Source organism: Bacteroides sp. AN502(2024) (assembly GCF_041227145.1).
Lineage (GTDB): Bacteria > Bacteroidota > Bacteroidia > Bacteroidales > Bacteroidaceae > Bacteroides.
Genome location: NZ_JBGFSP010000003.1, coordinates 2,775,953 through 2,797,659, shown reverse-complemented (window position 1 = coordinate 2,797,659; position 21,707 = coordinate 2,775,953). Strand labels below are relative to the sequence as shown.

The 21,707-nt window shown below is 42.1% G+C and carries 21 protein-coding genes; 18 read left to right on the top strand and 3 right to left on the bottom strand.

Annotation, left to right across the window (positions count from 1 at the left end; genetic code table 11):
• Positions 1-6: 6 nt before the first annotated feature.
• Genes AB9N12_RS10875 through AB9N12_RS10865 form a run of 3 tightly spaced genes read left to right on the top strand, consistent with a single transcriptional unit; the run spans position 7 to position 3,804 of the window.
• Complete coding sequence (locus AB9N12_RS10875; protein ID WP_369892865.1) at positions 7-2,445, top strand: GumC family protein; 2,439 nt, start codon at positions 7-9, stop codon at positions 2,443-2,445.
• Complete coding sequence (locus AB9N12_RS10870) at positions 2,360-3,097, top strand: SAM-dependent methyltransferase (protein ID WP_369892082.1); 738 nt, start codon at positions 2,360-2,362, stop codon at positions 3,095-3,097. The genes AB9N12_RS10875 and AB9N12_RS10870 overlap by 86 nt, the downstream gene beginning before the upstream one ends.
• Entirely contained in the window at positions 3,097-3,804 is a 708-nt protein-coding gene (locus AB9N12_RS10865; protein ID WP_369892081.1) for a tyrosine-protein phosphatase, read from the top strand. The genes AB9N12_RS10870 and AB9N12_RS10865 overlap by 1 nt, the downstream gene beginning before the upstream one ends.
• On the opposite strand, the gene AB9N12_RS10860 is transcribed toward AB9N12_RS10865, so the two are convergent.
• On the bottom strand, positions 3,761-4,297 hold the full coding sequence (locus AB9N12_RS10860; RefSeq protein ID WP_369892080.1) for a hypothetical protein: 537 nt from the start codon (positions 4,295-4,297) through the stop codon (positions 3,761-3,763). The genes AB9N12_RS10865 and AB9N12_RS10860 overlap by 44 nt on opposite strands.
• 322 nt (positions 4,298-4,619) lie before the next feature.
• Between AB9N12_RS10860 and AB9N12_RS10855 the strand changes: the two genes are divergently transcribed.
• The 12 genes from AB9N12_RS10855 (at position 4,620) to AB9N12_RS10800 (ending at position 16,858) form a co-directional block, all read left to right on the top strand.
• Positions 4,620-6,158, top strand: a complete 1,539-nt coding sequence (locus AB9N12_RS10855; RefSeq protein WP_369892079.1) for an MATE family efflux transporter — start codon at positions 4,620-4,622, stop codon at positions 6,156-6,158.
• Between the two features lie 105 nt (positions 6,159-6,263).
• Positions 6,264-7,016, top strand: coding sequence for a hypothetical protein (locus AB9N12_RS10850; RefSeq protein WP_369892077.1), 753 nt, complete (start codon positions 6,264-6,266; stop codon positions 7,014-7,016).
• Between the two features lie 540 nt (positions 7,017-7,556).
• Positions 7,557-7,748: a hypothetical protein gene (locus AB9N12_RS10845; RefSeq protein WP_369892075.1), complete on the top strand. Its 192-nt coding sequence runs from the start codon at positions 7,557-7,559 to the stop codon at positions 7,746-7,748.
• Positions 7,749-8,324: 576 nt separating this feature from the next.
• Positions 8,325-9,260 carry a glycosyltransferase family 2 protein gene (locus AB9N12_RS10840; RefSeq protein ID WP_369892074.1) on the top strand — a complete coding sequence of 312 codons (936 nt, stop codon included), beginning with the start codon at positions 8,325-8,327 and terminating at the stop codon, positions 9,258-9,260.
• Positions 9,261-9,267: 7 nt separating this feature from the next.
• Positions 9,268-10,395, top strand: a complete 1,128-nt coding sequence (gene glf / locus AB9N12_RS10835) for a UDP-galactopyranose mutase (RefSeq protein ID WP_369892072.1) — start codon at positions 9,268-9,270, stop codon at positions 10,393-10,395.
• 10 nt (positions 10,396-10,405) lie between these two features.
• Complete coding sequence (locus AB9N12_RS10830) at positions 10,406-11,290, top strand: DUF4422 domain-containing protein (RefSeq protein WP_369892070.1); 885 nt, start codon at positions 10,406-10,408, stop codon at positions 11,288-11,290.
• A gap of 191 nt (positions 11,291-11,481) precedes the next feature.
• Positions 11,482-12,633 carry a glycosyltransferase family 4 protein gene (locus AB9N12_RS10825; RefSeq protein ID WP_369892069.1) on the top strand — a complete coding sequence of 384 codons (1,152 nt, stop codon included), beginning with the start codon at positions 11,482-11,484 and terminating at the stop codon, positions 12,631-12,633.
• A gap of 11 nt (positions 12,634-12,644) precedes the next feature.
• Positions 12,645-13,745 carry a glycosyltransferase gene (locus AB9N12_RS10820; RefSeq protein ID WP_369892067.1) on the top strand — a complete coding sequence of 367 codons (1,101 nt, stop codon included), beginning with the start codon at positions 12,645-12,647 and terminating at the stop codon, positions 13,743-13,745.
• Between the two features lie 16 nt (positions 13,746-13,761).
• Positions 13,762-14,586, top strand: coding sequence for a class I SAM-dependent methyltransferase (locus AB9N12_RS10815; RefSeq protein ID WP_369892066.1), 825 nt, complete (start codon positions 13,762-13,764; stop codon positions 14,584-14,586).
• Positions 14,583-14,822, top strand: coding sequence for a hypothetical protein (locus AB9N12_RS10810; RefSeq protein WP_369892064.1), 240 nt, complete (start codon positions 14,583-14,585; stop codon positions 14,820-14,822). The genes AB9N12_RS10815 and AB9N12_RS10810 overlap by 4 nt, the downstream gene beginning before the upstream one ends.
• Positions 14,823-14,842: 20 nt before the next feature.
• Positions 14,843-16,084, top strand: a complete 1,242-nt coding sequence (locus tag AB9N12_RS10805; protein WP_369892062.1) for a glycosyltransferase family 4 protein — start codon at positions 14,843-14,845, stop codon at positions 16,082-16,084.
• A 21-nt stretch (positions 16,085-16,105) separates the two neighbouring features.
• Positions 16,106-16,858: a WecB/TagA/CpsF family glycosyltransferase gene (locus AB9N12_RS10800; protein ID WP_369892060.1), complete on the top strand. Its 753-nt coding sequence runs from the start codon at positions 16,106-16,108 to the stop codon at positions 16,856-16,858.
• Positions 16,859-16,877: 19 nt separating this feature from the next.
• Here AB9N12_RS10800 and AB9N12_RS10795 read toward each other — a convergent pair whose 3' ends face one another.
• Both AB9N12_RS10795 and AB9N12_RS10790 read right to left on the bottom strand, forming a co-directional pair.
• Positions 16,878-17,456 carry a hypothetical protein gene (locus tag AB9N12_RS10795; protein WP_369892059.1) on the bottom strand — a complete coding sequence of 193 codons (579 nt, stop codon included), beginning with the start codon at positions 17,454-17,456 and terminating at the stop codon, positions 16,878-16,880.
• A gap of 54 nt (positions 17,457-17,510) precedes the next feature.
• A complete protein-coding gene (locus AB9N12_RS10790; RefSeq protein WP_369892057.1) occupies positions 17,511-18,110 on the bottom strand; it encodes an AAA family ATPase in 600 nt (199 codons plus the stop codon).
• A 159-nt stretch (positions 18,111-18,269) separates the two neighbouring features.
• On the opposite strand from AB9N12_RS10790, the gene AB9N12_RS10785 reads away from it, so the two are divergent.
• The 3 genes from AB9N12_RS10785 to AB9N12_RS10775 all read left to right on the top strand — a co-directional run bounded on the left by AB9N12_RS10785 (position 18,270) and on the right by AB9N12_RS10775 (position 21,682).
• Positions 18,270-19,337 (top strand): NAD-dependent epimerase/dehydratase family protein, encoded by a 1,068-nt coding sequence (locus tag AB9N12_RS10785; protein WP_369892056.1) that lies wholly within the window; start codon positions 18,270-18,272, stop codon positions 19,335-19,337.
• Positions 19,337-20,650: a hypothetical protein gene (locus tag AB9N12_RS10780; protein WP_369892054.1), complete on the top strand. Its 1,314-nt coding sequence runs from the start codon at positions 19,337-19,339 to the stop codon at positions 20,648-20,650. The genes AB9N12_RS10785 and AB9N12_RS10780 overlap by 1 nt, the downstream gene beginning before the upstream one ends.
• 468 nt (positions 20,651-21,118) lie before the next feature.
• Positions 21,119-21,682 (top strand): GrpB family protein, encoded by a 564-nt coding sequence (locus AB9N12_RS10775; RefSeq protein ID WP_369892053.1) that lies wholly within the window; start codon positions 21,119-21,121, stop codon positions 21,680-21,682.
• The last annotated feature ends 25 nt before the right edge of the window (positions 21,683-21,707 follow it).

Here is a 21,707-nt window from a genome sequence, read left to right as displayed (position 1 = left end):
AACAATATGATCGATGTCGTCAAATTGTCGTTACATCAATTACAAGACTCTTCGGAAAACTCACTGACGGTAAAAGATATCTTTTACCTGTGCCTCGTCAAATGGCACTGGTTCGTAATCTCGGTTTTGCTCGTCATGAGTTCGGCTGTATTTTATATCCTTTGCACGCCGCCTGTCTACACACGTTCGACCTTAGTGATGGTCAAAGAGGACAGCAAAGGCCGATCTATCGGCAGCGACATAACCTCACTGTTCGCCGACATGGGATTGACACAAGCCAATGCCAACGTGAACAACGAATTGCTTGCCATGCAGACACCCGCGGCGATACTGGAGACGATCAAACGGCTGCATCTGGATATCGAATGCAAGGCGAGCGGTCTTTTCCATAAGAAGACGCTATACGGACCGCAACTGCCTGTCGAGATCAGTCTCCCCGAACTGACTGACAACGAGTCCGCCGCGTTTACCCTTTGTCTACTGCCCAAAGGCCGAATCAAATTGGATGATTTCGAGAGTTCGGTACGGGAATTCGACAGCAAGACAGTAACAGGATCGCTGAACGATACCCTCGTTACTCCGTTGGGCAAGGTTACGATAACACCGGCTCTATCCTACTCCGCGCAGGAGGAATATCCGCTAATCCATGTTTTCCGAACGAATCTCTACGATTGCGCCGACGACTGTCGAGAACGATTGAAAGCGGAACTCAATTTGGAGGATGCTACCGTAATCAAACTCTCCTACGAGGATGTGTCAATCGCCCGCGCAGAGGATATGCTCAACACGCTGATTTCAGTTTACAACGAGGAGTGGATCCGGGACAAAAACCAGATCACAGTCAGCACCTCGATGTTCATCACCGACCGTCTGGGAGCATTGGAACGCGAGCTGGGTGACGTAGATACGGACATATCTTCCTACAAAAGTACCAACCTGCTGCCAGACGCGGAGAAGGTCTCGGATCTGTATCTCGAACAGTCGCAGGAGGCTCGCAACCAGATACTGATGCTCGACACTCAGATCTCGATGGCCCGTTATATTCGGGATTACCTGACTGGCGGCAGGAACCGGAATCAGTTGCTGCCGGCAAACTCGGGACTGGAAAGTCCCAGCATCGAGACTCAGATCTCCGAATACAATGCCTTGCAGCTCCGCCGAAATAATTTGGCGGCCAACAGCAGCGAGCAGAACCCCCTGATCGTCGATCTGGACCATTCGCTGGCGGCCATGCGCAATGCCATCGTCACCTCCATCGACAATCTGGTCGTGTCGCTCGATACTCGCAGGAGCGAACTCGAACGCAGTGAACGTAGCACCACAGCACGCATCGCTGCCAATCCCGATCAGACGAAATACCTACAAACCATCGGACGTCAGCAGAAGGTGAAAGAAGCGCTCTACCTATTCCTACTGCAAAAGCGCGAGGAGAACGAACTGTCACAGGCTTTCACGGCCTATAACATCCGTATATTGACTCCGCCGATGGGCAATCTCAAACCCATCGCGCCGCGGAAAAGACTTATCCTGCTGGCTGCTTTATGTATCGGCTTGTTTCTACCGCTCGTGGTCATCTACGTGCGCGGGAGCCTGAACACCACAGTCCGTGGCCGCAAGGATTTGGGGAAACTATCCGTTCCGTTTATCGGAGAGATACCTCTGTATACGGGAAATATGAAGCATAAAAGATGGTTTGCAAAAGCATTACGGCTGTCCGGCAGTCAGCGGCCGGAACAGACGCAGATTGTAGTGAGAGAGGGGAAACGGGATATCGTGAACGAAGCGTTTCGCGTGCTCCGCACCAATTTGGAGTTCATGGCGGGAAACGGTACGGAGGTGTTTCTGCTCACTTCATTCAACCCGGGCAGCGGCAAAACGTTCCTTACGATGAACATTGCGGCGAGTCTCGCCATCAAAGGCAAAAAAGTGTTGGTTATCGACGGCGACCTGCGTCATGCCTCGCTTTCCGCATACGCGGGAACTCCCGACACGGGACTGAGCGACTATCTGACCGGGCGTGTCGCCTCGTGGCAGGAGATCATTTGTAAGGCAGACGATGAATACCGGACGCCGGACATCGTTCCCGTGGGTACGATTCCGCCCAATCCGACGGAACTGCTCTTCAGCGAGCGTCTGGAGCGGTTCATTGCAGAAATAAGGTCTCACTATGATTATATCTTTATAGACTGCCCTCCCGTCGATATCGTGGCGGACACACAAATCCTCGAAAAAGTGGCGGACAGAACATTCTTCGTGGTGCGTGCCGGATTGCTGGAGCGCAACATGCTCTCCGAGGTCGAGAGTCTCTACACGCAGAAAAAACTCAAAAATATGGCTGTGATTCTGAACGGAACGGAAAATGAATCCGGCCGATACGGATACCGTTACGGCTATAAATACGGGTATCGGTACGGATACGGTGACAAAGAGCAGAATACAGTCTGAAACGATTTACGATATGAACAGTATTGCCAAGAAAATAAGTCTATGGAACAGAACTCGGAAATACAGGTACTTCAAAAACAACGTCCGATTTACCTCCGAGACTACCGTACTGGATGTGGGGTTCAACAACGAGGATGGCGATTTCCCATCGATGAACTATCTGGAGAAACATTACCCATACCCACAGCAGATAACAGCGCTGGGCATAAACGAAAAAGACGTTTTTTGCCGGAATTATCCATTGGTACACGCTGTTCTGTACGATGGCATAGACTTTCCATTCGAGAACAAACAATTCGATATAGGTTGGTCAAACGCCGTAATAGAGCATGTCGCAGGGGGAAGGAAAGCGCAGCTTCATTTTTTGAACGAATTGCTACGAACATGCAAGGTCGTTTGTTTCACCACTCCGAACAAATGGTTCCCAATCGAACTGCATACCCAGCTTCCCCTTCTGCACTGGCTGCCACAAAGGATGTATGACAGGATATTGAACCGGTTGAGCAGGTCATCGATCGATAGCCGGAGAATCAATCTACTGACGAAAAAGCAGATAACGGAACTTTGCAAAGCAGCGGGAGCTGATAAATTAACGATCAAGGGAAACCGTCTCTGCGGCTTCGTAATGGATTATATCGTGATTATGGAGTAATGTGGCCATTCAAGAAAAAATATTCGCTTGCCGATAGCAGTGTCTTTCAGGGGTTCACCGACTGGCACAATCATATTCTTCCGGGAGTGGATGACGGTGTACAGACGATGGATGAAGCGCTGGAGATACTCGCCCTATACGAAAGACTCGGAGTGAAAGAGATCTGGCTCACACCACATATCATGGAGGACATACCGAACACGACCGCACATCTGAAAGAGCGTTTCAAGGAATTGAGGGCCGCTTACAAAGGGAACATCGAACTGAATCTGAGTGCTGAGTACATGCTTGACAATCTCTTCCGGCAAAGGCTCGATGACAATGACCTGTTGCCGTTCGGAGAACGGGGCGACAGGCTGCTGGTGGAGACTTCCTATCATAACCCTCCGGAAAATTTCTATGTCCTGTTGGAAGAAATCAAGGCAAAAGGCTTCCATCCCGTTCTTGCACATCCCGAACGGTACACTTACATGGAAAAGGATGCCTACCGCAACCTGAAAGACATGGGCATAAGATTCCAGCTCAACCTTTTTTCCCTAACCAGCTTGTACGGCAAGGAAGCGCAGAAAAATGCGGACTATCTGGCGCAAAAGGGACTATACGACCTATCCGGCACAGACATACACGGCATAAAGATGTTTCAAACGTGTCTGACAGGCAAAATCAAGTATAAAATACCCGGAACACGGTTTTTGCAATGCCTCTAATACAACAATCCGAACATCCACAATGGAATCCGGTTTCCCGTCCCGATTTCCAGGTCATCCACGGCAAGGTATCTGTCGGGAACGTCTTTGATTTGTCGGAAAGTCTTGTTCCTGCCCCCACTTTGAACACGTGCTGACCGTCTATCAGAAAATCTCCGGTGCCAGAGTAGGAAATTTCATGGGACTCTTTCAGCTGGTTGGCGAAGAACGTCTCCCTGACATTGCCCGTGTCGGGATTACCGGACAGGGGAAATCGCAGGTTCGCATTCTCCAGATACACCTTTTCCGGCTTGCTCAGTTGTCCCAGATTGTTCTTTTCGTTGTAAAGCATGTAAATCAGTGCAGCCAGATGAAGCCAGTACAGCATAAGAAGCACGGTCTGGTGCGGAGCTTCAATCTCCCTGCCGAGATCGGTCAAGTTCAGTGTGAAAGACACCATCCGGGACATCAGCGTGAACAGGCGTTTCACCTTTGCCGTGGTGATGTATTCCATTTCTCCACGGCAGGAAGGTCTAAATCGATTGTAATGGTCGCTGTCTTAGGAAATACTGCAATAAAGAAGGTATTGATTATGAGTGGCTTATCAAGTACAAGAAGAGAGTGAACACGTATCGCTCTTGATTCACAACTACTTTAATTTAGCCTTGCTTATAATCTGTAAGTAATTACAGAGGTAGCCAGTTCAAAACCTTCGAATGACTTTTAGCTGATTAACTCCAATATTTATGTCTCATTACGGAATATGTTAATGGATTTTCGTGGACAGTAGTGCATTGAGTACTTACTCATGGTTGTACATTAGAGGTTTACAGTAAATGAATAACAATTCAAGCAAGAGCAAACGAATAGCCAAGAACACATTGATTCTATATGTGCGGATGTTTTTCCTCATGTTGGTCTCCCTTTATACAAGCCGCATTGTCTTGAATACACTGGGAGTGGAAGACTTCGGCATATATAATGTAGTGGGTGGAGTAGTAGCTATGTTCTCGATGCTGTCCGGCTCTTTGTCTGCTGCCATAACACGTTTCTTTACCTATGAATTAGGGCGAGGTAATCAGGAAAGACTCCATCTGATATTTTCTTCTTCCTTGACTATCCAATTAGGTTTTGCTTTAATCATCGTGATATTGGCAGAAACTGTAGGTCTTTGGTTTCTGAATGTTAAAATGAATATTCCGGATGCGCGTATGGTTGCTTCCAATTGGGTTTTTCAGTTTTCCATTCTTACGTTCATCATCAATTTTATTTGTTTGCCTTATAACGCAAGCATCATTGCACATGAGAGAATCTCAGCCTTTGCTTATATAAGTATATTGGAAGCTGTGGGAAAACTTGCAATAGCTTTTTTGATAACCATTGCTCCGGTAGATAAGTTGGTGTTTTATGCCCTGCTTATGTGCATAGTTGCCTTGATTGTGCGTTTTGCCTATGGCCGATATTGCAAACGGCATTTTTCTGAATGTATTTTCCGACCTGTTTTTGATAAAAGTACGTTGAGACAGATGACAGGCTTTGCAGGATGGAATCTTATAGGAGCGGCTTCAGTAGTTTTGCGAGATCAAGGTGGAAATATAGTCATCAATCTGTTTTGCGGTCCTTTAGTGAATGCAGCGCGTGGCGTGGCTTTTCAGGTGAATACGGCTGTTCAATCATTTATGACCAACTTTTTGACGGCACTGAATCCGCAAATAACCAAGTCTTACGCCTCAGGCGACCATAAATACATGATGACTTTAATATTTCAAGGTGCAAGACTGTCGTTTTATATGTTGCTGTTGGTTTCATTGCCTGTATTGGTAAATACGCACTACATTTTGAACCTGTGGCTAAATACAGTACCGGAACATGCTGTGTTGTTCGTACAGTTGGTTTTGATATTTAGTCTATGCGAATCAATTTCACAGCCTCTCATTACCGCCATGCTTGCCACTGGAAATATCCGTAACTATCTGAGACTTGTGGGGGGATTGCAAATGATGAATCTGCCTGTTTCTTATTTGTTGTTACGAGTCGGAATGTTCCCTGAAATAGTGATTGTGGTAGCTATTCTTATTTCTCAATGTTGTTTGGTAGCGCACTTGCTGATGCTTCGTCGAATGATTGGACTTCCTGTTGGAGAATATTTGCGCAAAGTTTATATGAATGTGATTATAGTAGCCATTATATCGTCCTTGCTGCCAATTCTTGTAACACGATATTTGAGTGAAAGTTTTTATGGCTTTGCTTTGTTGTGCTTTTTATCTGTTGCCTGTACGGCTTTTGCCACATATTTTATTGGTTGCAATTCCAATGAGCGACAATTTGTGATAGATAAAATACGCATCCTTGTATTGAATATATCCAAACAATAGTTTTGTTTGATAACCATCAGTCTTAATAACTGGCGAAAACTCAAATTAATAAATATGTTGAGGAAAATCTATAACAGATGGGTTACCCTTTCTTTAAAGAATCGTGTGAATGTAACTAAAACAATTGTTATTAATCTATTGTTATTTCCCTTAAGAAAAGCGTTACATTTCCCTATTTTGATTTATGGTCCGTGCAAATTGGGGGCGTTGTCTGGGAAAATCGTTTTTTTGTCACCGATTAAGAAAGGTTTGTTGAGAATCGGTCTTTCGGATAATGTTAGGAGTTGGCATAGTAAGTCATTCATTGAAATTCGAGGAACTGTTGAAGTCGGTGAGAATGTGGTTCTGAGAAGAGGAATAAGCCTGAGTGTTAGGTCAGATGCACGTATTGTATTTGAAGACAATACTTTTGTGGCAGATAACAATACCATCATTTCTTTTGATTATGTGTACTTCGGGCGTGCAACCCTTGTCGGCAACAATAGTGTATTTATGGATACTGATTTTCATTATGTAATAAGAACTGATACTCGGGAAATTAAAAAAAACGTAAACCCAATCATCATTGGCGAGAATTGTTGGATTGGAGGTTGGTGTACCATAAAAAAAGGAACCCAACTTCCTAAAGGGACAATTGTGGCGGGACCTTATTCTATGGTAGGCAAGAATTATATGGGTATAATTCCGGAATATAGTTTAATTGCAGGTTCTCCGGCAAAAATGCTCATGAAGAATGTCAGGTGTATGAATAATCAGCGGAGTGACATCATGATTGATGAGTATCTTAAAAAAGGAGCAGACTCTTTTATTTTGCCGGAGGAGATAGATGTAAATACTTTCTGTACATCAGATAGCTAAGGGCTTTTAAAGAGTTAATGACATATCATGACAGGTTACAAATTATACGTATGACCTTATATATGAACAGCATGGGATTAAGGAATATACATACATTAAATCGTCCATATGCAGGACTCGTAAAATGCCTAACCGTATTGTTCATCCTTTTTTCGACACAATGTTTCAAATATATTAATTGGAATCCGACATACGCAGGTTGGTGCTCGTATTTTATTTACGCATTTATTGCTGGATGGACATTTCTGTATAGGAATAGGCTATCAACCATTTACATGCCGTTGAAGAAAGAATTATGGATGTTGATAATTCTATTTTTACTCGGAAACCTGATGAGGATCATTCTGAATACGGGGTATTCATTATATGATGAACGACAATACATTTTTGGCATTTCTGTATTTCTTTTCTATTACATATTCTACGTCTATAATATGGAGGAGCAAGATATTATAGAGATATTTTTGGTAATAGCCCTTTGCGTGTTTTGCATTCAGATTTTTCAGATTGTTTTTCCTGAAGGGGCTATATTTGGTATATATGATGAAGAAAAAAGAATATCGTCCCGTATGGTGGCAGAAGTCCGGAATGGCATATATCGTTTTCGATTACCAGGAGTTCTGTTCACTCTGTTTTGTCTTTATTATTATTGGAACAAATTACTTGTACGGATTAGATGGAAAGACGCAATTCTATTTTCTGTTTTGTTTGCCTCCATGTATCTATATCTGACAAGGCAAATCATCTTCGCAACCCTATTCACTTTGGCATTTTCTTTCTTGTTTATCCGTAATTCGAGCACCAAATTGAAAGCTATTGCAATCATCACTGCTTGTGGATTGGTAGCCCTATACTTCATAAGTGATTTGTTCGGTGAGTTCTATACACGAACTTTAAATGAAAGCAATGCAAAAAATATACGTTTAATCTCCTTAAAGTTCTATTGGGAGAAAATAGTCAGTAGCCCGTTTTCATTCCTATTTGGCTATGGTCATCCACAATTTTTACAAAAATGGGCAAAATTAGGATTGTACTCCAACGATATCGGTTTTATTGGAGAGATGTTCCACTATGGATTGTTGTGGATTTTGTTTTATTTCTATACAGTGTATTTGATAGTCCTTAAATACGGCAGGATGCTACCACTATATATCCGGCTTTTTGTGTTCGGTACGTCCGTTAATTCTATTTTGATTTTCCCTTACCGTGCCGCAGGAGAATATTTTGTCTGGGCGTCCATGCTTTACATAGCCTCGTTATATATAGCTCGATATCAGACAATTGTAATAGAAAATAATACAGAGAAATATGCTGGAATATCCATTGGTTAGTGTAGCCATTCCTGCCTACAAAAGTTCCTTTCTGCGGCAAGCGATTGATTCCGTACTTGCACAGACTTTCTCTGATTGGGAATTGATCATTGTCAATGACGCTTCTCCGGAACCGGTATCTGAGATTGTGAACGGATATGAGGATTCCCGTATCAGGTATTACATCAATGAAACTAATCTGGGAATGGAGAATCCGGCCATGAACTGGAACCGGTGTCTTAGCTATGCCAAAGGAGAATTCTTCTGCCTGCTCTGTGATGACGATATTTTTGCTCCAGAATTTATAGAGACGATGTTGGGTTTAAGTTCTAAATATCCCGATGTCGGCGTTTTTCGTTCAAGAGCTATGGCTATTGACCAGAATGGAAAACTCTTAGATTTCTATCCAAGTTCACCAGAATATGAATCCGCCATCAATTACATGATTGATATGGGAAATGGCATGCGTAAACAAACTATATCGGAGTTTATGTATCGTACTGATTTCATACGCAGACATGGTGAATACGCAAATCTGCCCAAAGCCATGTGTGCGGATCATTTGACAATATATCGTTTGGGAATGGCAGGAGGGATAGCTTCATCGATAAAACCATTAGTAAGCTTTCGTTTAAGTAATATTAATTTGTCAGGTAAGGGGCAGGACAATAAAAACATAAAGGAAAAACTTACAGCCAACAATCTTTTTGTGGAAGAAGTGGGTAAGTTGGTAAGTTCTATCGGTGATAAACAAATAAGCAACATGATCATAAATAAGCACAAGGAAAAATTTGCTAAGGCCAATGTTATTGTAATTTCGTGTGCGAGCATGTCTGTGTTGCTTTTCCTTTTACGACATAAAAAGAAATATAAAATAACAATACCTCTGCTGATCAAGGGAGTAATGCTTAAATTCAAAAAAGTAATAGAATAGGGTGTCTATGAAAAAGGCATATGATTATCTGATAGTTGGTTCCGGCTTGTTTGGATCAACATTCGCTTACCTTGCGAAAAAGGCAGGCAAAAAATGTCTTGTAATAGACAAACGTCCTCAACTTGGTGGTAATCTCTATTGTGAGAAAATAGAGGGTATCAATGTGCATAAATATGGTGCGCATATATTTCACACATCCAACAAAGAGGTGTGGAATTTTGTGAATTCTATTGTTGATTTCAACAGGTACACAAATAATCCTGTAGCAAACTATAAAGGAGAGTTGTATAACCTGCCATTCAATATGAATACATTCAATAGACTGTGGGGAGTGAAGACTCCAGCTGAAGCTCAGGCCAAAATTGACGAGCAGAAATCGGAAGCTATAAAAGCGCTTGATGGACATGAGCCACAGAATCTTGAAGAACAAGCGTTTACCTTGGTCGGCAAGGATATTTTCGAAAAGCTGATTAAGGAATATACCGAAAAGCAGTGGGGACGTAAATGTACGGAACTTCCGGCCTTCATCATACGCAGACTACCAGTGCGTTTTGTCTTCGATAATAACTATTTCAATGATAAATATCAGGGAATTCCTGTTGGTGGGTACAATAAATTGATAGAAAGTTTACTAAATGGCATTGAAACATTGGTTAGTGTTGACTTTTTCACCTCAGAATACAAAGATTGGATGAAATATGCCAAGAATCTGGTATATACAGGAGCTATAGATGAATATTTTGGTTACTCGTTGGGTAAACTGGACTGGAGAACGGTATCGTTTAAGACGAGAGTGGAAGACACTCCTAATTACCAAGGCAATGCTATCGTGAATTATACCAGTCACGACAGACCCTATACACGAGTAATCGAGCATAAACACTTCGAAATGTTTGGTCAGGAAGTATATGATTACCCTAAGACTATTGTAAGTGAAGAGTATTCCACTGAATTTCAAGATGGCATGGAGCCTTATTATCCCGTGAATGACGAACGCAATAATCGGTTGGCTGAGGAATACCGGATATTAGCCCGAAAAGAAGAGAATGTGATTTTCGGTGGCAGGCTCGGAGAATATAAGTATTATGATATGGCTCCTATTATAGAACAAGTCCTGAAAATGTATAAAAAGTAAAGATGGCATTATGGAGAATGTAAAGATAATGGTAGTAACACATAAGCTTTTTGATGACTCTATATTACCTAAAGGGTATCAAGTTATAAAGGTTGGTAACGAAATAACAGAAAAAGAAGCCAAACGCAAAGGTTATTTGACGGATAGTATAGAAGATAATATTGCTCATCAAAATCCATGGTATTGTGAATTGACTGCACATTATTGGGCTTGGAAAAATTTGGATTGTGATATTTGCGGTTTGGTTCATTATCGCAGATATTTTATGAAAAACAGTTTGTTCGCCCGGTCGTTTAAAGATGACATAATGCCGGAAGAAAAAATAATTCGGATTTTGAAAAAACATAAGCTAATAGTTCCTTATATGAGGGTAAAACCAAATGATACAATGACATTACATAAAGGTATGCCCAAGAAACAGGATAATCGGGATTGGATTATTTTGGAGAGCATCATCTCATCAGATTATCCGGAACTGATGGAATCCTTCAACAAGATTGTATATGGTACTGAGGCATGGGGCAAGAATATGATTATTACAACCAAAGATATTTTTGATGAATACTCTTCTTTTCTTTTTGATGTGTTGGGAAAATGGGATAAAGAATTAGGGCGAAGAGGTATTTCGCGGCGTTCTCGTGTAGATGGCTTTTATTCAGAGACTCTAATGCCAATTTGGGTAATGGCAAAATTTAAAGAAAAAGATCTTTATAGAACAGACGTGCGCAATTCAGAATCAGAATGCGATGCTTATGAATACTACTCAAATAGTTGGAAGACATTCTTGAAAAGAAGTCTGAAATCTATTCATTGGCTCAATAATCGGATAAAACAAGAATCTCGTAAAAGGAATTATGTGAAGGTAGAAGACTTACCTCATAGTCCTATTGATTAGGACTATATATTAAATCTAATTAGAATCCTATCATAGAGTTCTCTTTTCCTTTGATCCCGTAATATTTTTATGTACAATACTTTTTAAACCGTTCATAATCTTCTTTAAGTGCCATTCACTGTAAGAAGTGATTGGCCGCTTGTTCATTGTTTCTATATCTGTTGCGGATTTAGGTTCAATAAAAATAGTCTATGAAACCTATTAAAATTGTATATTTGTCATCCCCTGCTTTTGCCGATTATGACTTCTCTTTGATAAAAGCATTTCAGCAGCAAGGGTATGATGTTTACTATTTCATGCTGCTTGCCGAATATAACCGGCGCTCTACACTGATAGATATTGCCGGAATGCATCCCGAAAATGACATCATACCAGCAAACAAATACGCTGAATTGCAACGGTTTTCGTCATACCTGGACATGGATAAATTCTTCGTCATAAATAAAGTGCATCGTCAAGATACTCATCCGCTCTCGTTATACCTGTATTGGAAACTGTCGAGAACCATCTCGCAAATTAATCCCGATAAGATAATCACGCAGCCTTTTGAAATTGCAGGTTTTTTATTATACAAGTTCCGGAATAGGATAAGGTTCGTTATCCATGATCCGGTTCTCCACACAGGAGAGAGTACACTCAGGAAGCTTTTATTTCGATGGATTTATTTCAGATTGGGGAAAAAGTTCATTCTCTTAAACAAAAATCAATCGGATGATTTTTGCAAGAAACATCGTATCAACATAAAACATGTTTTAGTAAATGAATTAAGTGCTTACGACGTTTACAAGGTCTTTGCGAATGAAGCTTATCCGATACAGAACAGAGAGAAGAACATCCTTTTCTTTGGGCGGATATCACGTTACAAAGGAATAGAATATTTATGTGAAGCGATGAAGAAAGTACATGAACGGATTCCTGAAGCAACACTTACAATTGCAGGTGGTGGCAAAATGTACATAGAACCCGAAGTTTACGAGAACAAAAAATATATCGAAATCATCAACCGATTTATCCCGACAGAAATGTTAACCTCAATGATACAAGAATCGACAGTCGTATGTTGCCCTTACATGGATGCCACACAAAGCGGGGTAATTATGACTGCTTTCGCTTTTCAGAAACCCGTCATCGCAACCAGAGTAGGCGGTATTGAGAACCAAATAGACGACGGAATAACCGGTATGTTGGTTCCACCATGCGATGCCGAAGCTTTGGCCGATGCACTAATTGGCATATTGAGCAATCAAGAACACCAAGAGACCATGGCGAACAATCTTCGGGAAAAATATCATACAGAGAATCAACCTTGGAGAATGATAGCAAAAAAGTATGCAAACTTTTAAGCAAATAATAAATGCGCATAGTAGAATGTATTAATTCTTTGGAAGCAGGAGGAGCTCAACGTTTATTAGTGGATTTAAGCAATGAATTGAGCAATACCGATGAAGTGGTAGTACTCACATTGAAAAACCGCAAGGAACTTAAAGAAGATTTCTATTTTCCGCAAATATCAAGGAAGATACAATTTCTATCTTTGAATTTGTCCGATGGTTTCCATATCTCTTACCCTATAAGAATTTATAAAACGATTAAAAGATTAAGACCTGATGTCGTGCATATACATTGCATAGTTCATTATTTCTTATTTACGATATTATTTTATCGGAAGGCCTGTTACGTACAAACCCTACATAACGAAGCAGAACATGGCATAGTTCGCTATTTTCGCAATATCTGGAAATGGTTGCTGAAAATGGAAATGTTGCATGTCGTCACAATTTCTCAAACTAATAGAGAGTCATTCCAAACTTTTTTTAATCTCACCTGCGATATCTTGATTTATAATGGTCGTAAACAGCCTTCCAAAAGCGAACACCACAATGTTGTAACAAACTTTGTCAAGCAACTGAAAAAACATCCGGATGATCTTCTCTTATTGTCCATTGCACGAGGTGTTCCGCAAAAGAACATAGGTATGTTAATCTCGGCTGTGAATGAATTGGCGGAAAAAGAAAGGCATCTGCAACTTCTACTTATAGGGGATTATGAATCCAATGAATTGGGGCAACAATGGATGTCGATGGCTGGATCAACCGTTCATTATCTCGGAGTAAAAGACAATATCGCCGATTATTTATACTCGTGTGATGCGTTTTGTCTTTCATCTCTCTATGAGGGAATGCCGATAACTTTGATAGAGGCATTGGCTTGTCGTTGCATACCCATTTGCACGCCTTGTAGTGGAGTGGTAGATGTAGTAAAAGACGGTATTACAGGTTTTATTGCTCCTTCATTCTCAAAAGAAGATTACAAACAGACTATCCTTGATTTCTTACAAAACAGAGAACGAATAGATAAAGAAAAATTATATAATACATATCTCTCCATATTCTCTATTGAATTATGCAGTTCACAGTATATGCAATTATTTCGACATTTGTTAATTGTTGAGTAGTTACCTTTTAAAAATTATGGGAGAATATTGTTATCACATAATGACGGAATTAAAGAAACACTTGAGATCTTATTATCTTCCTGTAAAGTTTTTCTTTCAGAAAACGATAAAAAGGCCATTCCATATAGGGAATAAATATGAATGTCCTATTTGTGGGTTTCATGCAAAAGATTTGGGATATAGAGGGATTTATAGTGAAGTGACTGAAAAATATCAGATAATAGGCATGGGACAACGCAAAGCCTCATGTTGGAAATGCAATTCGACAGATAAGGAGAGGTTGGTCTTTTTATATCTTAGGGACGTAGAGAAATTGTTCGATGGTACTTTTCCAGAAAAGATATTACACCTTGCCCCGGAAAAAGGTATCGCAAGGCATATTATTATGAATAAAAATCTCAATTATGTTTGTGGTGATTATTTTGCAGAAGGATATTCTTATCCATCCTATGTGAAAAGAATGAATGCCTTGTGCTTGCCGTTCCCTACCAATCAGTTCGACTTGCTTATATGCAATCATGTACTTGAACATATAGAAGATGACCGGAAAGCCATGTCTGAGTTTTATCGGGTATTAAAGAAAGGAGGGAAAGCTATATTGCAGGTTCCCATATCCCCAATACTACCAGAGACTATTGAGGATTCTAATGCGACATTGCCTTCAGAAAAGTATCTTCGTTTTGGACAGAATGATCATGTCAGAATATATGGTATGGATTACAAGGAACGTCTGGAGAAAATAGGATTCAGATTGGAAGTTTTTCATTTTCCAGACCCTGTTATTAATAAATACGGATTAAATAGAAGAGAAGACATCTATATATGCCATAAAGATTTATGATTTTCAACTCATTTCAGTTTCTTTACCTGTTTCCTGATATTCGAAGGATATTACGGACTGTCCCATATGATTGGAAAACAAGAACAGGGTCGCGGCAGCAATATTCTGTTGTTGCTGATGCTGTCTTGTATATGCAGTGGAATGCCTATTATACGCTGGTGTTGTTTTGGGTGATATTGGTGACATTCCTCGGTGGCTATTCATGGATGACCGTCGCCAAGCTGCAAGAATCATAGTATAGCTTTGCATTATTCTTGTGCTCTTTCCTTTAGCGTTCTTCAAGTATTACGGTTTTATTGCCGAAAATCTGAATGCCATCCTTCCTTCCATGGAACATAAAGAGGCCGAAAAATCAGAAAAAGACAATTTTATGACAGATTACGGTGTCAGTATATTCATTGCTTTTGATGATGATTTTATGAATAGGTATATAATCATTTACGGACCTACCGGGAAATCTGTCTCTCCGGAACGAATCGGAGGGGCGGAAGCGGGATGTATGAAGACTATGAAAATTCTTCGTGAAGCAGGTTTTTGTATCATTCTGCTTGAGAAACCTGTACGGAAAAAGTCTCTGCTGTCCTATGTGGCACGACTCCTTTATACTTGGATGAGACTTGTGACACTATTGTTCATGCATCGAAAGGCAACGTTGCACATCGTTGGCTGTTATCGAGAACTGATGTATGTGGAATGGGCGTTCATCCTGACAGCAAAGGTATTGAGTCACAAAACAGTTTATGACATCCGGAACGGAGACATGATTAAAGAGTACGAAAAGAGAGGAAATTTATACAAACACGGCATGTTGTCATTGTTGAAGCGCAATGATTCCGTGCTGTGCCAAGGCATCGATTATGTGCGTTTTATCGAAGATAAACTCGGGAAGCCGGCTCTATATTATCCAAACTATATTCAAGATAGATTCACGATCGGAGGCTATCCGAAAAGGGAGATGCAACAGTGTCGGCTTGTCTATTTCGGACGTATCGTACCGGCTAAGAATATCGATGTGATGTTGGAGATATGCCACATTCTGCATGAACGTGGGATATCACCGACACTGGACTTAATAGGTGGCTGTTCAGATGCGTACAAACAGGAATTAGAGACAAATATCTTGAAAGCAGGCATTAGTGGTAAGGTACGCTTTTGGGGACGAAAGGATGTTGGAGAGTTTTTTCCCTATCTGAGAACCTGCCATTTCTTTTTATTTCCGTCAAACAACTATCGGGAAGGGCATTCCAATTCTTTGACCGAGGCTATGGGATGCGGAATCGTTCCTGTTGTTTCCAATGTAGGATTCAACCGGCAGGTCGTTGATGATGACAGGTTGGTTATATCGGAAGCGGATAATGCCGTGATGTATGCCAATGTCATCTTCGGGATATGGATAAGCGGGGGATGGGAAAGCTATTCCCGTAAGATGTATTTCCGTGTAATAGCGAATTTCACGGAAAAAAGTGCTCGGGAGACTTTACTGGAAGCATACCAATAATGCTGACACCATATTTTGATTATGAAACGCCATATCCTTAACATAGATATTCTCTTTGTTTCAGAAGAGGATTTGTTGAAACAGATGGACAAGGGAGTGCTTTATACACCCAACGTGGATCATTTGGTGAAACTACAACATGACAGGGAGTTTTACGATGCGTATCGTCGTGCTGACTGGGTGATATGCGACAGCCGTATTATCCTGTATACCTCCAAAATACTGAAACAACCGATTAAGGAAACTATTCCCGGTTCGAGTTTTTTCTGCGATTTTTATAACCATCATAAAAATAACCCAAATTGCAGGATTTTCCTGCTTGGATCTGCTGAAGGGGTTGCACGAAAAGCCATGCATCGGATTAATAAGAAGTTGGGGACTCAAATCGTCATCGGAACGCATTCTCCTTCATTCGGATTTGAAAAAGATGAAGTAGAATGTAGTGAAATCATCGACAGGATAAATGCTTCGGGTGCTACGGTGTTGGTCGTTGGTGTAGGTGCTCCTAAACAGGAAAAATGGATTGCCAAATACAAGACCCGTATGTCTGGTGTCAAATTGTTTATGGCTTTAGGAGCCACGATAGACTTTGAGGCAGGAATGAAAAAACGCGCACCTTTGATATGGCAAAAAATGAGTCTTGAATGGCTGTATAGGTTCTTATGTGAACCCAAACGTCTGTTCAGAAGGTATTTTATTGACGACATGAAGTTCTTTTGGTATATAGGTAAGCAAATGCTGGGTATATATCATAATCCATGGTCTCCTCTATAACAAACTTGTTATTTAGGTTTTACTCTGGAGAGATAGTCGAGTGGAGAACTAATAGTATCCTCTGCTCATCTTCTTCCACATTAATACAGTAATCCAAACATCCACAGCGGTATTTTATTGCCGTACCCGATTTCAGTTTCATCGGCAGCCACAAAACTGTTGGGTATATTGCGTATTTGTTTGAAGCCTTTTCCCTTGCCGCCAATCTCAAACACGTCCCTTCCTTGGCTGCCAGTATGCGATGCTTGGCTGCCAACATGGAGGCAAAGAAAGATTCGCGTATGGTTCCTGTTTCGGCCTGTGGATTGAGGGCATGCATCAGGTTGGGGTTGTCAAACAGGATCTTTTCCGGCTTGACCAACTGTTTTAACCCTTTTGCCTCTGTAAACAACTGTCGGATGAGCGCAGATCTCTCCAACAAGGCAAGCAGCCGCATCAGTTGGTTGCAGCTCACACCGAGGGTTGAACATAGCGTGGTGATATTGAGTGTAAAAGGAACTATTTCCTCCAGTATGACCATCAGGCGTTTTGTCTTGAGTATGGTTTCATATTCCAAACGCTCTACCGCAGGAATATCATTCTCCAATACAGTATTCACAATGTTACGGATACGCTCACCATCCCCATCCGCATCCGTCTCTTTGTAGAAAGGCTAGCACCCATGCTTGATATATTCCTCGAACAAGGGCATGACTTTGATGTTCGTAGCAATGGAAGCGGCTATTTGTTCGTGGCTTGAAAGAAATTCGGTAAGCCTGATCGGCTGAAGGTGGGCAATATTTTCAAACTCCAGATATTCGCGGAAGGAAAGTCCCCGCAACTCATACATGCGGCAGCAACGTGAAAGATCGGCAACAGCATTGTTGAGTTCCAACAAAGAAGAACCGGTGAAGACCACATGCAAATCCAGATAGCTGTCATATATATTCTTCAACTCGCGAATCCATAACGGATAACGATGCACCTCGTCTAAAAACAAGTGCGTACCGCCATGTGTAAAATGATACTCTGCCAGTTCCATGATGGAATGCTCCGAAAACCACAGATGGTCGAGCGAAACATACAGTGCCTTGCTCCTGTCAGGGAAATTGTCATGGATATGTTGCAACAAGAGAGTTGTCTTGCCGATACCTCTTGCGCCTTTTATCCCGATGAGACGTTCCTGCCACTGTATGCTGTCGTACAGGCACCTACGGTGGGGAAATATACTCCGTTCGATTAACCGGTTGTATGTCCGAAAGATTGTTTGCATGATTGTTATCACTTTTATTTTGCCACAAAATAGCAATTTCTTTCTTTTCAAAGAAAAAAAATGCAAGGATAAATCCATACCGTGTATGTTATGGTCCTGATGTGAAATGTAAAGAGGTATGGCAATCACCTATATAAGTTATAACAGACATTTAGTAAAATGGGAAAAACTACATTTGAAAAAACTGTCATCATCACCGGCATAGCCGGCTTCATCGGTTTTCATCTTACCAAAAGGCTTCTTCGGGAAAACCCGAACTTACAAATTGTCGGCATCGACAACATGAACGACTATTACGATGTGGCTCTCAAAGAGTATCGGCTGAACGAATTATCTAAATACAAAAACTTCCGGTTTGTTCGAGGTGATGTAGCGGACAAGGACACGATAATGCGCCTGTTTGACAACTACAATCTGCAAACCGTAGTCCATCTAGCAGCACAGGCCGGCGTGCGCTACAGTATAACCAACCCCGATGTGTACATATCCTCGAATGTGATAGGTTTTCATAACCTGTTGGAGGCCTGCCGCCATTCTTGTGATAACGGTCATTCCGGAGTGACGCATTTCGTATATGCTAGTTCATCGAGCGTTTACGGACTGAATAGAAGAGCCCCGTTTACGACTGTAGAGCGAACCGACAGCCCCGTCTCGCTCTACGCTGCCACAAAGAAAGCGGACGAGTTGATGGCACACGCCTATTCACAACTGTATAATATCCCCACCACAGGACTACGCTTCTTCACGGTCTATGGACCGGCAGGAAGGCCGGACATGGCTTATTTCGACTTCACGAACAAGTTTGTTGCCGGAGAAACTGTTCGGATATTCAACCACGGTCATTGTCTCCGAGATTTCACATACATAAACGATGTGGTGGAGAGTATCGTGCGGATCATGTCATGTCCGCCACAGAGAGTGACAGACACGAAGGGAATCTCGAAACCTCCGTACAGCATATACAACGTGGGAGCAGGTTCCCCGGTGAGCTTGCTCGAATTTGTGGAAACCTTACAGGAAGAACTAATTGCCGCCAGTGTCCTGCCATCAGGTTTCGATTTCGATGCGCACAAACAGTCAGTGCCCATGCAGCCCGGTGATATGTTGGCAACCTATGCGGATACTTCAGATTTGGAACGGCAGATAGGCTTCAAACCTTCGACATCGCTCCGCGATGGACTACGAAATTTTGCTCAATGGTATGCGGACTATTACAAAAAGAACTAGTGAACGAACGGACAACATCTCCCGATAACGGCCATAACGATAGTAACCGCTCCCGAAGATTCAAACCGGAGACCGAAGCAAAGTATCATGAAGCGATCGAGCTTTACCGATCGACCCGGTTGTCTTGCGCGGAGATCTGCCGCACATGCGGAATCACGGTATCGGGATTCCAAGGCTATCTTTCAAGGCATCACCGCGAGCTGATACTTGCGCGGTACGACATAACCTGCAGTCGCGAGGAGGCCTACCATATCAAGATGAGTCAGCTTCGCGGACAACTGCCTGCCACACGGGTCAAATATAAGGATGCCATCGAGGCGTGCGGGAGTTTGGACTACATCGAATGTAATGTCTCGCAGATCGCCCGCGAGTTCGGGCTCGATGGGACGAACCTCGGCCGCCAACTGCGTACGCACTATCCCGAGATGATCAAGTGGCGGGAGGAAGTGCGCGAGCGACTGGGAATCAGCGACCACCTGCAGCGCGGCATGCGTCGGCACTGCAAAGAGCAATATACCGAAGCAATAAAACTATTGAACAGCAACTCGTACATCACTACGCAGGAAGCTGCTGACAAGTGCGGGGTCTCCTACTCCGGTTTGGAACAGCACCTGCTGTTTTACCACAAGGATTTGGTAAAGCGACGCATTGAAATACGCCAGAAAGCAGTGCATCGACAACGTAAAGGAGAAATAACAGGTCGGGGCACCGTTCATGCACCCTCGCCGGGGACGGTGGAGAAATATGCCGAAGCAGTGCATCTGTACCGCACGACGCTTCTACCAGCCGCACAGATAGCCCAAAAGACAGGCGTACCGAGAAAGGGATTCTACGAACACCTGCATCGCTGGTATCCAGAACTGATATGCGAACGAAACGGCATACCCTGTGAGGAAGGGCTGCCTGTAGATTGGTCGGGAATCCGGAAATATAATCCCGCGACGAAAGCCAAATACGCTGAAGCCATCGGCCGGCTGAAAGAGAGTGGGCTGCCGACAGCCAAGGTCGCCGCCGAGTTCGGATTGCATCCGGAATGTTTCCGACAATATCTGAAAGAACATGAACCGGAGTTATATGCCGAACTTGGAATGGTGCAGTCGGAAAGCGGTAGGATGGTGTTGCGTCGCAGTATGGAGAAATACGCCGAAGTCGTACACCTGTACGGGACAACGACCGAGAGCCTGAAATCATTGGCACGACGCTTCGGATTAAATGACTGCTCGTTAGGTCAATTCATAAAAAGACATTTTCCTGAATTGACCGGTCAACACCAAAAGTTGGTACAACGAATGAACGACGAGGCAGGTCGATAGCAAATGTCAGATAATTCGGTCAATGAGTATACAGCTCTCTCATACATAAAAACGAAAATCCTCTTTCATCCTATCACCGTCGTCCTGAAACTCCTTATTCATCGTATTTACAGAGTGGTGATAGGTTGTTACTAACCTATCACCTCATCTATCACCTATCACCGCCTGTTTTTTGAAAAAGCGTCACAGTAAACAATCCTTTTAATAAGGAACACTTTGTTTCAACACGGTGGAACACTTTGTTTCAATACGGTGGAACACTTTGTTTCAATACGGTGAACACTTTGTTTCAAGCCGCAAAACACTTTGTTTCAAGCCGCAAAACACTTTGTTTCAAGCCGCAAAACACTTTGTTCTGTGTAGTTATCTATCTAAAAAACGTTAATTTGAATAGAGACTTGAAATCATTCAAGGCTTCTCTTCCTGCTTTTTCCTTACTTTGTAGATTACATCATAGAAAGAATAACCATGAAACAAAAAGAATTGACTAGTTTGTCTTTAGAAGAACTGTGGCAGCTGTTCCCTATCATTCTAACTCCTCACCAAAGCACTTGGATAAGTTGGTATAAAGAAGAAGAGGAACTGTTACAAAAGGAATTACCCTACATTAGCCGTATCAGCCACATAGGAAGCACTGCCATCAAAGACATCTGGGCAAAACCTACTATAGACATACTTGTGGAGAGTCACAAAGAAAAGAAACTGGCAGATTTAAAAAATGCAATTGAAAGATGTGGTTATATCTGTATGGCAGAAAGCTGCAACCGAATTGACTTTAATAAAGGTTATACATTACAAGGCTTTGCCGAACGGACATTTCATCTGCATCTACGACAGATGGGAGATAATGATGAATTATACTTCAGAGATTATCTTTTACAGAATGCCTCCGTTGCCAAAGAGTATGAACGGCTTAAACTCACTCTGTGGAAACAATATGAACATGACCGGGATGCATATACTTCTCATAAAAGCGATTTCATAAAGTATTACACAGAGAAAGGGAAATCACTCTTTACAGGTAAATATTAACGTATGACAAGCTGTTTACAACTAA

Excerpts from the sequence above, each read along its gene's own strand:
- glf (WP_369892072.1), top strand. The coding sequence starts at position 9,268 with ATGAAAAAGGCATATGATTATCTGATAGTTGGTTCCGGCTTGTTTGGA.
- AB9N12_RS10840 (WP_369892074.1), top strand. The coding sequence starts at position 8,325 with ATGCTGGAATATCCATTGGTTAGTGTAGCCATTCCTGCCTACAAAAGT.
- AB9N12_RS10775 (WP_369892053.1), top strand. The coding sequence starts at position 21,119 with ATGAAACAAAAAGAATTGACTAGTTTGTCTTTAGAAGAACTGTGGCAG.
- AB9N12_RS10790 (WP_369892057.1), bottom strand. The coding sequence starts at position 18,110 with ATGCAAACAATCTTTCGGACATACAACCGGTTAATCGAACGGAGTATA.
- AB9N12_RS10810 (WP_369892064.1), top strand. The coding sequence starts at position 14,583 with ATGATTTTCAACTCATTTCAGTTTCTTTACCTGTTTCCTGATATTCGA.
- AB9N12_RS10800 (WP_369892060.1), top strand. The coding sequence starts at position 16,106 with ATGAAACGCCATATCCTTAACATAGATATTCTCTTTGTTTCAGAAGAG.
- AB9N12_RS10845 (WP_369892075.1), top strand. The coding sequence starts at position 7,557 with ATGATGAAGAAAAAAGAATATCGTCCCGTATGGTGGCAGAAGTCCGGA.
- AB9N12_RS10815 (WP_369892066.1), top strand. The coding sequence starts at position 13,762 with ATGGGAGAATATTGTTATCACATAATGACGGAATTAAAGAAACACTTG.
- AB9N12_RS10785 (WP_369892056.1), top strand. The coding sequence starts at position 18,270 with ATGGGAAAAACTACATTTGAAAAAACTGTCATCATCACCGGCATAGCC.
- AB9N12_RS10870 (WP_369892082.1), top strand. The coding sequence starts at position 2,360 with ATGAATCCGGCCGATACGGATACCGTTACGGCTATAAATACGGGTATC.
- AB9N12_RS10855 (WP_369892079.1), top strand. The coding sequence starts at position 4,620 with ATGAATAACAATTCAAGCAAGAGCAAACGAATAGCCAAGAACACATTG.
- AB9N12_RS10820 (WP_369892067.1), top strand. The coding sequence starts at position 12,645 with ATGCGCATAGTAGAATGTATTAATTCTTTGGAAGCAGGAGGAGCTCAA.
- AB9N12_RS10825 (WP_369892069.1), top strand. The coding sequence starts at position 11,482 with ATGAAACCTATTAAAATTGTATATTTGTCATCCCCTGCTTTTGCCGAT.
- AB9N12_RS10830 (WP_369892070.1), top strand. The coding sequence starts at position 10,406 with ATGGAGAATGTAAAGATAATGGTAGTAACACATAAGCTTTTTGATGAC.
- AB9N12_RS10860 (WP_369892080.1), bottom strand. The coding sequence starts at position 4,297 with ATGGAATACATCACCACGGCAAAGGTGAAACGCCTGTTCACGCTGATG.
- AB9N12_RS10865 (WP_369892081.1), top strand. The coding sequence starts at position 3,097 with ATGTGGCCATTCAAGAAAAAATATTCGCTTGCCGATAGCAGTGTCTTT.
- AB9N12_RS10875 (WP_369892865.1), top strand. The coding sequence starts at position 7 with ATGATCGATGTCGTCAAATTGTCGTTACATCAATTACAAGACTCTTCG.